The organism is Alistipes megaguti (assembly GCF_944320325.1).
Taxonomy (GTDB): domain Bacteria; phylum Bacteroidota; class Bacteroidia; order Bacteroidales; family Rikenellaceae; genus Alistipes; species Alistipes megaguti.
Map to the genome: position 1 here is coordinate 47,624 of NZ_CALUHA010000016.1, position 11,840 is coordinate 59,463.

An 11,840-nucleotide genomic window follows, 5' to 3' on the forward strand; every position below is an offset into this window, starting at 1 on the left:
CTCACTCCGCCCCGGTCCGATCTCCAAGATCGCACCGCATCACCCATTCACCGTCGTGCTCCGCAACCGTCCGGAATCCGAGACGCAGGTAGAGTTTTGCCGCCGGATTGTCCCGCTGCACGGAGAGGGAGACCGCCCGAAAACCGCGGCCGGACAACTCCTCCAGCAGAGCCCGGAGAAGCCGGGTTCCGAAACCGCGTCCCCGGAACGACGGATAAAGCGCGACGGCCAGCTCGGGGATCGGCTCTCCAATCCATCCGAAACCGTGGATCATGCGGCACCACGCCGCCCCGACCACCTCGCCGCCGACCTCGGCCACCAGGCAGCAATCTCCCGCCCGCGATCCGAACGCCTCGGCATAGGGTCGCAACGCAGGGGTCCGGACCACCTCCCGCGGCAATCGTTGCGCAGGGTCGGGCTGCCAGAGGGCCTCATAAAGAAAATCCTCCAGCAGCGGGAGTTCCGTCGGGCGAATCGGCCGGATCAGCAGTTCCATGATGTAAAGATACGAATTTTCCGGGGCTTCCAAATGGAGCATGTCCGAAAACCGGCTCCCTGATCAACAAAAAAACGATGCACTCCTTACGGAGAACATCGCTTTTTCATCTGACGGGATCGTGGTCGGAACCCTGCGGCCGGGTTCATTTCGCTACTCGGCTTGTCTGGCGTCTGGCTTACCCGGCGTCTGGCTTGCCCGGCGTCTGGCTTGCCCAGGCTCCCCCCCCTTCTCGGGCCCCGGGATCAGGCCTTCGAACCGTCGTAGGCCCACTTCACGTAGATGGCACCCCAGGTATAACCGCCACCGAAGGCGGCCAGAATCAGGTTGTCACCCTTGCGGAGCTGGCTCTCGTAGTCGTAGAGGCAGGTCGGGATCGTGGCGGCCGTCGTATTGCCGTTGCGGTCGATATTGATCATGCACTTGTCCTGGGTAATGCCCATGCGGCGGGCCGTGGCATCGATGATGCGCAGGTTGGCCTGGTGAGGTACCAGGAAGCGGATATCGTCCCCCGTGAGGTGGTGGCGCTCCATCATCTCCACCGAGACATCCGACATCTTCGATACGGCAGCCTTGAAGACGGCGTGACCGTCCCACGTGATCGTATGCCAGTTGTTCTGTACGGTCTCGATCGATGCCGGATAACGCGAACCGCCGGCTTTCATGTAGAGCTGCAGCTCGCCCGAGCCGTCGCTGCGGAGAATCGAGTCGATCACACCATAGCCTTCGGTATTGGGCTCGAGCAGCACGGCGGCTGCGGCATCGCCGAAGAGCGGGCAGGTCGAACGGTCCGTGTAGTCAATGATCGACGACATCTTGTCGGCACCCACAACGATGACACGCTTGCTCGTGCCGGCCTCGATGAACTTGGCACCGGTGGTCAGGGCGAAGAGGAAGCCGCTGCAGGCTGCCGAAACGTCGTAGGCGAAGGCATTCTTGCAACCGGCCTGATCGGCGATCAGGTTACCCGTCGAGGGGAAGAACATGTCGGGGGTTACCGTGGCGCAGATCACCACGTCGATCGACATCGGGTCAACACCCGTCTTGTCGAGCAGGTTCATCACGGCGCGGGCTCCCATGTAGGAGGTTCCGATGCCCTCACCCTTGAGGATATGGCGGGTTTTGATACCCGTATGCGACATGATCCACTCGTCGTTGGTGTCGACCATGCGGCTCAACTCATCGTTCGTAAGAATATAATCCGGGAGGTACTGACCCACACCCGTAATTGCTGCTGTTATCTTACCCATTAACTTAGACTTTTGCTTACAGTAAACTTTTAATTTTTGAACGCATCGCGCAGTTTCGAGGTCAAGCCGGCCTTGATGACCTGCTCGGTCGAAAGGATCATGCTCCGGATGGCCTTCGGCGTCGAACAGCCGTGGCCGATGATCACCGGAGCATTGACACCCAGCACGGGAGTGCCGCCCACGTTCTCGTAATTCATGGCATCCCAGAAGGCATTGTGGCCTCCCAGCGCCAGATTGATCCGGTAGAGTCCCTCGGCCATCTTCAGCACCGTGTTGCCGACAAAACCGTCGCAGACGATCACATCGGCCACCTTGCCCGTGAAGAGGTACGAACTCTCGACATTACCCACGAAATGGATCCGGCTGTCGGCCTTCAGCAGATCAAACGTTGCCTTGACCTGGGCATTGCCCTTGGTCTCCTCCTCGCCGATGTTGAGCACCGCAACGCGCGGTTTTTCGATGCCCAGCACCGATTCGGCATAGATCGAACCGATCAGGCCGTACTGAGCCAGCACTTCGGGTTTGCAGTCCACGTTGAGACCCACGTCGAGCAACAGGGCCGGACGTCCGCTGGCGGTCGGCACCGTTGAAGAGATCGTGGGGCGGATAACTCCTTCGATCGGTTTGACGGCATACATCGAGCCGACCATCATGGCACCGGTCGAACCGGCGCTTGCAAAACCGTCGATGGCACCCTTGGCCAGGTATCCGAACCCGACCGTAATGCTCGAATTGCTTTTGGTCTGAAACGCCTTGGCCGGGTGGTCACCCATCTCGATCACCTCGGTCGTGGGCACGAGGTCGAACCGCTCGGCAGGGCATCCTTCCGAAGCGAGTACGGACCTGATTTTCTGTTCGTCACCGAACAGGACGATGCGGCTGTCCGAGCCGACCGCGTCGAGCGCCATGACGGCTCCCTTGACAGCCGCATCGGGAGCGAAATCGCCACCCATGGCATCTACACCAATCTTTATCATACTCGTGGAATTGGTTGAAAACTTCAGGACCGGGCGCCCGGACGCCGCAAAAAACGTTCGGCGGGACGGGTCCGTTCATAAACCGAAAAAGAGGCCTCTCCCCAGGGATGCACTCTTTCCGTACCGAAACTATTCGGCTGCTTTCTTCTCGATGGCGAGCTTGCCGCGATAGAACCCGCACTCGGGGCATACACGGTGGTAGAGCACCGCTGCGCCGCAGTTCGAGCACGTAACGACCGTCGGAACGGTTGCCTTGTAGTGAGTTCTGCGCTTGTCGCGGCGCGTCGACGAGATTTTGTGTTTAGGATGTGCCATTTTACAACTGTACTTTTATAAGTTCGACTTTCAATTCGTTTACTTCTCCTTCTTTTCCGGGGTCCGAGCCTCCGCAGGTCTTTTTTTCTGCGCCTCTTCAGCCTGCATCTGCTCGCGCAGGGCAGCCAGTTTGGCCCATTCGCCCTCGTTGTGTTCGTGGGAGACCGCCCGTTTTTCGATGGCCTCGAACTCGCCTTCGGAAACGATCCGGAAGCGTTCGAGCATCTCGGGATTGCACTCCCCTTCGGGATGCACCCGCTGATAGGGCAGCGACAGCACGATGCTTTCGTAGACATACTGCTTCAGATCGACGCTCTCCTCACCCGGTAGCAGCCAGATCACCTCCCCTTCGTATTCGTGGGGTTCGTCGGAGAACTTCACCGGCAACACGCCGGTGAAATCGATCGGAATGCGGCAATCCTCCAGACAGCGGTCGCACTCGACGACGACGTAGCCCGAGATTGAGATCTCGAGCATGAGCTGCATTTCGGAGCGCTCCATCTCGACCACCACCTCACAGGCGCCGTCCTTGATCTCCAAGCTTTCATACTCTTCGAACAACGACCGATCCACCGCAAAACGGAATTCGTGGTGTCCGTTTTTCAGCCCCTTGAAGCAGATGGAATATCGCTGCATTTCCCCCATTTAAACACATTTAGTGCGCAAAGTTACTAAAAAATAAGATAACTGCAAAGAAAACGCAGAGTTTTAGTCTCCGCAGAGAGGGCACGAGCTTCGGAGAACTACGCTGCGGGTCTGAAAAATTTGCTTTTGCCCACGGCTTGCACTATCTTTGCCTGCATGAAGGAGCAGGGATTCAAAATCGAACTGAAAAGCCGTTACGACGAGTGGTGGCGATACAACGCGGATCTGATGTGCGGCTGTTTCGATGTGGACGACAACCGCATCGGATTCGCCTCGACGGCCTCGGATGTGGCCGACGTGGGTTCGAACCTCAAGGCCCGGCCGGCCGAGATTCCCGCGTCGCGGAGCGTCACGCTCGAAACCCCGCCCTGCGACCATCTGGTGCTCTACGTCTACATCATTCCCCACACGCTGCCCGCCGGCAACGACATCGATTCGACACGCTCCTTCGAGGCCGAGATCCGCATCTCCTACGCCGGACGCCTCCTGCGCACCGAGAAGCGCATGATCAACCAATGGTCGGGGGCCTCGATCGAGATGAAGGTCGCCCACGGGGAGTGATCCGCCGTAACGGTCCTTCTTTTTACAGCGACCCGACTTTCGTCAGCGGCCGTCTTTTCGCAGCGGCCCACCGCAATCAGCCTCACTCAACCCGAACCCCCGCCGGCGTGTTTAAACCGTCGCTTCCCGGCCTCATCCGCCCCACGCCCATACCCACACAAAAACGCGCACAAAAAGAGGGAAGCCCGTTCGAGCTTCCCTCTTTTTTCGAGGAGTCTTACAATTATTTGTTGTTGTAAGCAGCCATCTTCTCGATGAGCATCAGCACCTTGTTCGAGTAACCCCACTCGTTGTCGTACCAGGCGACAACCTTTACGAAGGTGTCGGTCAGTGCGATACCGGCGGCCTTGTCGAAGATCGACGTACGGGGATCGCCCAGGAAGTCCGACGAAACAACAGCGTCCTCGGTGTAACCCAGAATACCCTTCAGCTCGCCTTCCGAAGCCTCCTTCATGGCGGCGCAGATCTCATCGTACTTGGCCGGCTTTGCGAGGTTGACCGTCAGGTCGACAACCGATACGTCCAGCGTCGGGACACGCATCGACATACCCGTCAGCTTGCCGTTCAGCGAAGGAATAACCTTACCTACGGCCTTGGCAGCGCCCGTCGACGAGGGGATGATGTTGCCCGAAGCGGCACGACCGCCACGCCAGTCCTTCATCGAGGGACCGTCTACGGTCTTCTGCGTTGCGGTGGTCGAGTGAACCGTCGTCATCAGACCGTCCGTGATACCGAACTTGTCGTTGAGCACCTTGGCGATCGGGGCGAGGCAGTTCGTGGTGCACGAAGCGTTCGAAACGATCTTCTGACCGGCATAGGTGTCGGTGTTAACGCCGCATACGAACATCGGCGTAGCGTCCTTCGAAGGAGCCGACATTACCACGTATTTGGCACCGGCTGCCAGGTGAGCCTGAGCCTTCTCCTCGGTCAGGAACAGACCCGTCGACTCTACGACGTACTCGGCACCTACCTCGTTCCACTTCAGGTTTGCGGGATCCTTCTCGGCGGTGACGCGGATGGCGTGGCCGTTGACGATCAGCTGGCTCTTCTCCATGTTGTAGCTGATTTCGCCCTTGAACTGACCGTGCATCGTGTCATACTTCAGCATATAAGCCAGGTAATCTACCGGGCAGAGGTCGTTGATACCTACAACCTCGAACTTGTCAGTCTGCGTGCAAGCAGCACGGAAAACCATACGGCCGATACGACCGAAGCCGTTGATACCGATTTTGATAGTTGCCATAATACTTTGAATTATTTGTTAATAAAACCTTGCGTTATTTTTTTCACAGCGCAAAAGTACATACTTTAAATATTATACGCAAATAAAAATTTAATTTTTTTACAATCCGTCTCCGCAACGGCTGCAACCCCTTTCCAGCCTTCGCGTTCAGCATCCCGCCGCAAGCTCGCCCGGACGGTTGTCGGACATCCGACGCCCCCTCGTCCGGTCTGCCGACGCCTCCCGGCCCGGTCCTTACTTGGCGGCCGCTTTGGCGCGCTTGGCCATGGCCGAGGCGAAGACGAAATCGTTCAGCTCGCGGTTGTCGGCATGAAGGATCTCCTCCTTGGTCCCCTCCCACCACTTGCGCCCCTGGTGGATGTAAACAATTTTCTCGCCAATCTCCATCACGGAGTTCATGTCGTGCGTATTGATGATCGTCGTCATGCCGTATTCGTGGGTGATCTCGTGAATCAGGTTGTCGATGACGATCGAGGTCTGCGGATCGAGGCCCGAGTTGGGCTCGTCGCAGAAGAGATAGCGCGGATTCATCACAATGGCCCGAGCGATGGCCACGCGCTTGATCATGCCGCCCGACAGTTCAGCCGGATAGAGATGGTTGGCATTATCGAGCCGCACGCGGCGCAGACAGGAGTTCACGCGTTCGAGCTTTTCGCGTTCGCTCTGGGAGGTGAACAGGTCGAGCGGCAGCTTGACGTTCTCCTCGACGGTCGACGAGTCGAGCAGCGCCCCGCCCTGGAAGATCATGCCGATATCCTTACGGATCTCCTTGCGCTGGCGGAAACCCAGCCGCGTGAAGTTCACCTCGTCGTACCACACGTCGCCCGAATCGGGTTCGTGCAGCCCCACGAGGGTCTTCAGCAGCACGGTCTTGCCCGAACCGCTGCGACCGATGATCAGGTTCGTCCGTCCGGTCTCGAACTCCACCGAGATATCGTCCAGGACCACCCGTCCGTCGAACGACTTGACGATATGTTCAGCACGTATCATATCAGCAGCACTTGAGTCAGAATCAGGTCAAAGAGCAGCACCACCACGCAGCTTACGACCACAGCCCGCGTCGAGGCGACACCCACCTCGAGCGAATTGCCCCGGGCGTTGTAGCCGAAGAAGGCCGAAATCGAGGTGATGATGTAGGCGAAGAAGACGGTCTTGATCAACGTGTAGGTGATCGAGTAGGGTTTGAAGTCCATCAGCAGGCCGTCGACGTAGTCGGCCGGGATCATGATGCCCGTGGCGGCGGCGATGAGCCAGCCGCCCAGCACGCCGATCAGGATCGAGAGGATCGTCAGGAAGGGGAAGAAGATCATCGCGGCGACGATCTTCGGCAGAATGAGGTACGAGGCCGAATTGACGCCCATGATCTCCAGGGCGTCGATCTGTTCGGTGATGCGCATCGTGCCGATTTCGGAGGCGATGCTCGAGCCGACCTTGCCGGCCAGGATCAGCGCCACGACCGCCGACGAGAACTCCAGGATCATCGTTTCGCGCGTGGCGTAGCCGATCAGCGATTTGGGGATGAAGGGCGAATCGAGGTTGATCGACATCTGCAGGGTGATCACCGCGCCGATGAAGATCGAGATGATGGCCGTCAGACCGATCGAGTTGATGCCCAGCGACTCCATCTCGAAGAGGATCCGGCGGCGGTAGATGGCGGCCTTCTCCGGACGGGAAAAGACCTTTCCCATCAGGATGAAATAGCGTCCTATGAGTCCGAAAGCCCGCAGCATGGTCAGTTTTTCTCCTCTTCGAAATCAATGTAATCGCCCACGTCCTTCGAGACGCGTTTTTCGGGGGCGCCGGGTGTTTTGTGCACCCGCACTTCGCCTTCGCGGCCGCCGCGGGGTTCGCTGCCCGCGGCAAAGGGCGAGCCGAAACCGCCCTGTCGGGGGTCGAACCCGCTGCCGAACTGCTCCTCCATCTGCTTGCGGGCCCGGTAGAGCCGCCAGCGGAAGGCCAGCATCAGCACCAGAATCAAAAGAATCAGTCCCATGATGAAATAGAGTATGAAGAGTGCAATACCTTTGAGTACCGCCGGGGCTGCGACAGCCAGAAACAGAATGATGAACGTCGTGAACGGATTGCGCCGCACGAAGCCCACCACCGAGTCGATGATCGCCATCAGGAAGTTCATGTCTTCTCCGGTTTCCAGGTTTTCAAGCCTTCCCCGCAAAGAGCGTGCAAGCCGCACGCCGGGGAGTTTATCTTTGCAAAGGTAGCGAAAATTATGCGTAATTCAATTAAATGTCGTAAATTTGGTGCTCGAAAACAAATCTCATCCCAAATATGTTAACGCCACTGACTGCCATCTCGCCCGTCGACGGGCGCTACCGGAACAAAACGGAAAAACTGGCGGATTATTTTTCCGAACAGGCCCTGATTCGTTATCGAATCCGCGTCGAAGTGGAATATTTCATCGCCCTGTGCGAGCTTCCGCTCCCCCAGCTCCGCGACATCGACCACGCAAAGTTTGCCGAACTGCGCAGACTCTACACCGATTTTTCGGACGCCGACGCCCAACGGGTCAAGGAGATCGAGGCGGTTACGAACCACGACGTCAAGGCCGTCGAGTACATCATCAAGGAGAAGATGGATGCCCTGGGACTCGAACGCTACAAGGAGTTCGTCCACTTCGGCCTCACGTCGCAGGATATCAACAATACGGCCATTCCGCTCTCGCTCAAGGAGGCCATGACCGGCGTCTACTACCCGGCCGTCGAGGAGGTGCGTGACAAGCTGGCGTCGTTCGCCCGCGAGTGGCGCACGGTGCCGATGTTGGCCCGTACCCACGGACAACCCGCTTCGCCCACGTCGCTGGGCAAGGAGTTCTCGGTCTTCGTCGAACGCCTCGAGAAGCAGCTCGTCATGCTCCACGACATCGCCATCCCGGCCAAGTTCGGCGGCGCCACGGGCAACTTCAACGCCCACCATGCGGCCTATCCCGAGATCGACTGGGTGGCCTTCGCCAACCGCTTCGTCAACGAGCGGCTGGGGCTCTGCCGTTCGCAGTACACCACCCAGATCGAGCACTACGACAACCTGGCGGCCATCTTCGACAACATGAAGCGCATCGACACCATTCTGATCGACCTCTCGCGCGACATGTGGACCTATATCTCGATGGAGTACTTCAAGCAGCGGATCAAAGCCGGCGAGGTCGGATCGAGCGCCATGCCCCACAAGGTCAACCCGATCGACTTCGAGAACGCCGAGGGCAACTTCGGCATCGCCAACGCCGTCTTCAGCCACCTCTCGTCGAAGCTCCCCGTCTCGCGCCTGCAGCGCGACCTCACGGACTCGACCGTACTGCGCAACATCGGCGTTCCGGTGGCCCACGCCGTGATCGCCCTGCAGTCGCTGATGAAGGGACTGGGCAAGGTGATCCTCAACCGCGACGCGCTGGAACGCGATCTGGAGCAGAACTGGGCCGTCGTGGCCGAGGGCATCCAGACGATCCTGCGCCGCGAGGGCTACCCGAAACCCTACGAGGCGCTGAAGGCCCTCACGCGTACGAACGCCCACATCACGCACGAGGCCATTGCCGACTTCATCGAGACGCTCAACGTTTCGGAAGAGGTGAAGAAGGAGCTGCGCGCCCTCTCGCCGATGACCTATACGGGCGTCTTCCGCTGTTAACGCCGCCGGACCATGAACAGCGACCTGATCGTCTGCGGCGTGCTCTTTCTGCTCTTCGTCGTGATGGGCGGCTTCCTGCTCGCGGGACGCGGGGCATGGCTGATCGCCGGCTACAACACGATGCCGAAGAAGGAGCGCGAACGCTATGACGAACGGGCGCTGTGCCGCTTCATGGGCTGGCTGATGCTCTACTGCGCCGCCTGCATGCTCGTGATGGGGGCCGACTCGCTGTGGCCCGGACGGGGATTGTGGCTCGCCGCAACAATCTGGCTGGTGATCGGGGCGATCGGGGCCGTGATCTACGCCAACACGGGAGGCCGCTTCTTGAAGGAAAACGCCCGGAAGAGGCCCTAAAAAAAAAGCCCTCGGACAAAGCACACACGAAACAGGCCCAAAGATACACCGAAAAGCCGCCGACGGATCGAATTCCGCCGGCGGCTCTCTTTTGGCACACGCTTTGCTCTTTGAAGAGTCAACTGCGGGTCAGCAACCGCAGTGAGGTTTCTTCATTTATTTAAGTTTGGGTTAGTAGTTTAGGAGGGCAACCTCCGAAGGCAGCAGGCAGTCGCGAGATTCCCTGCTGTTTTTGTGTGCCGCAAGACAGTTCCAATCCGCCCCACGCAGACACCCCGTTGCGTCCACAGACGAACATCCCGTTGCGCCCGCAGGCAGACACCTCGTTGCACCCTGCACCCACAGATGCACAGACGCCCCGACGTGCCGTTCGCATCTTTCGACCCGCTGCCCCTAAAACTCGATCGTCAGCCCCAGCGTCGGCAGCAGCGTACCGCTCACCTGCTCGATCCACTTCATCTTATACCTTTGCTGTTCGACCGGAGCCTCCGGATTTTCGATCTCACCGGTCGACATCCAGACGTCGGGCGAACGGAACTTGCTCACCGTGACGTTCTGCAGATCGACGTAGAACCCCAGCATGAAGTGTTTGAAGTAGAATACCTTGTCCAGCCGGACGTCCAGCTGTGCAAAGGCGTCGAGCCGCTCGGCATTGTAAAAATCGTAATTGTAGTAGGGGCGCCCCTGAGCATCCCAGGCCGTGACGAGCGACGACTTGTCCAGATCGTAGGGCGTATAGGGGGCGCCGCCCACGGCACTCAGCTTGGCGCCGAAGCTCCAGTTGCGCGGGAAATCGTAGGTGCCGCTGACGTTGACCACGAAACGGTTGTCCCAGGCCGAGGCGATCCACGGCGCCGAGACGTTGTTGCGATATTCCGAACGGTAGAGGGTCACCGACCCCACGACGTTCAACCGTCCGGGGATCTGCCACCGGGCCATCGCCTCCACCCCGTAGGCCCGCCCCTGGGCCGAGGAGACCAGCGCCTCGTTGCCCACCGTGCCGTAATCAGCCCCCTTGCATGCGAGAGGAATGCCGTCGGCCAGCGACAGCGGCACCTCACCGTAACGCTTGAAGAAGCCCTCGAGCGAGACGATCAGCCGGTCGCGGTGGCGCCAGTCAACTCCGGCGCTGACCGTTGCGACGTGCATGTACTCCAGCGAGCGGTTGGCCAGCGCCCCCTCCTGCTTGAAGCCGAGCGCCGTGTAGGGCGGCAGCTGGTAGTAGAGTCCGGCGGCGCCGCTCACCGACCAGGCATCGCTCAGCGCATAGGAGATCGAGCCGCGCGGCGAAAGTTGCTCCCAGAAGCGGGCCATGCGTCCCGAATAGTCGCAGCCGTCGGTGCGCAGTCCGGCCGAGGCCTTCAGCCGTTTGTTCAGCGAGATGTACTCGGCCGAGACGAAGGCCCCCCAGCCGAGGATCCCCAGCCGGGTGTCGTAATTCGAGTAACGCGTCTGGTCGGCGACATAGAGCCGCTGGAACGAACGGTCCGTATAGTTCGACCAGGTCAGCTCGACCCCTTCGCGCACGCTCCAGCATCCGAGGTAGGTGCGGTTTTCGCCGCGCAGCGTGCTCTTCTGCTCGACGGAGCGCAGCCGCAGCGTCAGATTCTCCTCGCTCGACGAATCGTTGTTGCGGTATTTCAGGTTGCGGTTGTTCAGGTAGTTGTGGCTCAGCGTCACGGTCTGCACGTGGCGGCCGGCGTAGTGACGCCACGAGGCGCCGACGGTGAAGGTCTCCTGCTGGATGCGCGGCAGGTAGCTCAACAGATACTGCGCATTCTCCCCCTCCTCGTCGACGTTGAGCTTCATGTTGTCGATGCCGGCCAGCGCCAGCACCGTCAACTCGTCACGCTCCGAAAGGCGCGTCTTGACCTTCACCTGTCCGTCGATGTAGTTCGGCAGAAAGGGCAGCCCCAGCATCTTGAACAACAGTTGCAGGTAGGATTGCCGCAGCGAGAAGAGACAGGTGGTCTTCCGCCCGATGTGGCCGCTGCCGCTCACCCCCACCTCCGAGGCGCCCAGCGTCACCTTGAAGGTCTGCTTCTCAGGATTGCCGTCGCGCAGCTGGAAGTCGAGCACCGAACTCATCGCCCCGGCCCGGTCGGCAGGGAAAGCGCCCGTATAGAAGCTGATCTCGCGCACGAGGTCGGCATTGACGATGCTCACCGGGCCGCCCGTAGCGCCCTGCGTGGCGAAGTGGTTGATATTCGGGATCTCGATGCCGTCCATGTAGAACTTGTTCTCCGAGGGTCCTCCGCCGCGCACGATCAGGTCGTTGCGGTAGCCCACGGGCGAGAACGACACGCCCGGATAGGAGCGGACGATGCGCGATACGTCGCGGTTCGAACCGGGGCTCTTCTCGA

The 11,840-nt window shown here is 59.6% G+C and carries 13 protein-coding genes; 3 read left to right on the plus strand and 10 right to left on the minus strand.

Annotated elements, in window-relative coordinates:
• Position 1: 1 nt before the first annotated feature.
• The 5 genes from PUQ42_RS05860 to PUQ42_RS05880 all read right to left on the minus strand — a co-directional run bounded on the left by PUQ42_RS05860 (position 2) and on the right by PUQ42_RS05880 (position 3,683).
• On the minus strand, positions 2-496 hold the full coding sequence (locus PUQ42_RS05860; protein ID WP_273371889.1) for a GNAT family N-acetyltransferase: 495 nt from the start codon (positions 494-496) through the stop codon (positions 2-4).
• A gap of 245 nt (positions 497-741) precedes the next feature.
• Positions 742-1,746 (minus strand): beta-ketoacyl-ACP synthase III, encoded by a 1,005-nt coding sequence (locus PUQ42_RS05865; RefSeq protein WP_273371892.1) that lies wholly within the window; start codon positions 1,744-1,746, stop codon positions 742-744.
• Between the two features lie 29 nt (positions 1,747-1,775).
• A complete protein-coding gene (gene plsX / locus PUQ42_RS05870; protein ID WP_122119730.1) occupies positions 1,776-2,723 on the minus strand; it encodes a phosphate acyltransferase PlsX in 948 nt (315 codons plus the stop codon).
• A 129-nt stretch (positions 2,724-2,852) separates the two neighbouring features.
• Entirely contained in the window at positions 2,853-3,038 is a 186-nt protein-coding gene (gene rpmF, locus PUQ42_RS05875; RefSeq protein WP_087310807.1) for a 50S ribosomal protein L32, read from the minus strand.
• 39 nt (positions 3,039-3,077) lie between these two features.
• Positions 3,078-3,683 carry a YceD family protein gene (locus PUQ42_RS05880; protein WP_273371899.1) on the minus strand — a complete coding sequence of 202 codons (606 nt, stop codon included), beginning with the start codon at positions 3,681-3,683 and terminating at the stop codon, positions 3,078-3,080.
• A 156-nt stretch (positions 3,684-3,839) separates the two neighbouring features.
• Between PUQ42_RS05880 and PUQ42_RS05885 the strand changes: the two genes are divergently transcribed.
• Positions 3,840-4,244, plus strand: coding sequence for a hypothetical protein (locus PUQ42_RS05885; protein ID WP_122121492.1), 405 nt, complete (start codon positions 3,840-3,842; stop codon positions 4,242-4,244).
• A gap of 223 nt (positions 4,245-4,467) precedes the next feature.
• On the opposite strand, the gene gap is transcribed toward PUQ42_RS05885, so the two are convergent.
• The 4 genes from gap to PUQ42_RS05905 form a co-directional block, all read right to left on the minus strand.
• Positions 4,468-5,487 (minus strand): type I glyceraldehyde-3-phosphate dehydrogenase, encoded by a 1,020-nt coding sequence (gene gap / locus PUQ42_RS05890; RefSeq protein WP_087404969.1) that lies wholly within the window; start codon positions 5,485-5,487, stop codon positions 4,468-4,470.
• 234 nt (positions 5,488-5,721) lie between these two features.
• Entirely contained in the window at positions 5,722-6,477 is a 756-nt protein-coding gene (locus PUQ42_RS05895) for an ABC transporter ATP-binding protein (RefSeq protein WP_087310799.1), read from the minus strand.
• Entirely contained in the window at positions 6,474-7,217 is a 744-nt protein-coding gene (locus PUQ42_RS05900) for an MlaE family ABC transporter permease (RefSeq protein WP_087310797.1), read from the minus strand. The genes PUQ42_RS05895 and PUQ42_RS05900 overlap by 4 nt, the downstream gene beginning before the upstream one ends.
• A gap of 2 nt (positions 7,218-7,219) precedes the next feature.
• Positions 7,220-7,621 (minus strand): DUF4834 family protein, encoded by a 402-nt coding sequence (locus tag PUQ42_RS05905; RefSeq protein ID WP_273371903.1) that lies wholly within the window; start codon positions 7,619-7,621, stop codon positions 7,220-7,222.
• Positions 7,622-7,773: 152 nt separating this feature from the next.
• On the opposite strand from PUQ42_RS05905, the gene purB reads away from it, so the two are divergent.
• Complete coding sequence (gene purB, locus PUQ42_RS05910) at positions 7,774-9,123, plus strand: adenylosuccinate lyase (RefSeq protein ID WP_087404970.1); 1,350 nt, start codon at positions 7,774-7,776, stop codon at positions 9,121-9,123.
• Positions 9,124-9,135: 12 nt separating this feature from the next.
• Positions 9,136-9,477: a DUF3784 domain-containing protein gene (locus PUQ42_RS05915; protein ID WP_087310791.1), complete on the plus strand. Its 342-nt coding sequence runs from the start codon at positions 9,136-9,138 to the stop codon at positions 9,475-9,477.
• 393 nt (positions 9,478-9,870) lie between these two features.
• Here the strand turns inward: PUQ42_RS05915 and PUQ42_RS05920 are convergent.
• Positions 9,871-11,840: TonB-dependent receptor plug domain-containing protein (locus tag PUQ42_RS05920; protein ID WP_273371909.1), on the minus strand; the 1,970-nt coding region annotated here is incomplete at its 5' end.

Bases quoted from the DNA above. Each gene is read 5' to 3' on its own strand.
- PUQ42_RS05860 (WP_273371889.1), bottom strand. From the start codon at position 496: ATGGAACTGCTGATCCGGCCGATTCGCCCGACGGAACTCCCGCTGCTG.
- PUQ42_RS05865 (WP_273371892.1), bottom strand. From the start codon at position 1,746: ATGGGTAAGATAACAGCAGCAATTACGGGTGTGGGTCAGTACCTCCCG.
- plsX (WP_122119730.1), bottom strand. From the start codon at position 2,723: ATGATAAAGATTGGTGTAGATGCCATGGGTGGCGATTTCGCTCCCGAT.
- rpmF (WP_087310807.1), bottom strand. From the start codon at position 3,038: ATGGCACATCCTAAACACAAAATCTCGTCGACGCGCCGCGACAAGCGC.
- PUQ42_RS05880 (WP_273371899.1), bottom strand. From the start codon at position 3,683: ATGGGGGAAATGCAGCGATATTCCATCTGCTTCAAGGGGCTGAAAAAC.
- PUQ42_RS05885 (WP_122121492.1), top strand. From the start codon at position 3,840: ATGAAGGAGCAGGGATTCAAAATCGAACTGAAAAGCCGTTACGACGAG.
- gap (WP_087404969.1), bottom strand. From the start codon at position 5,487: ATGGCAACTATCAAAATCGGTATCAACGGCTTCGGTCGTATCGGCCGT.
- PUQ42_RS05895 (WP_087310799.1), bottom strand. From the start codon at position 6,477: ATGATACGTGCTGAACATATCGTCAAGTCGTTCGACGGACGGGTGGTC.
- PUQ42_RS05900 (WP_087310797.1), bottom strand. From the start codon at position 7,217: ATGCTGCGGGCTTTCGGACTCATAGGACGCTATTTCATCCTGATGGGA.
- PUQ42_RS05905 (WP_273371903.1), bottom strand. From the start codon at position 7,621: ATGAACTTCCTGATGGCGATCATCGACTCGGTGGTGGGCTTCGTGCGG.
- purB (WP_087404970.1), top strand. From the start codon at position 7,774: ATGTTAACGCCACTGACTGCCATCTCGCCCGTCGACGGGCGCTACCGG.
- PUQ42_RS05915 (WP_087310791.1), top strand. From the start codon at position 9,136: ATGAACAGCGACCTGATCGTCTGCGGCGTGCTCTTTCTGCTCTTCGTC.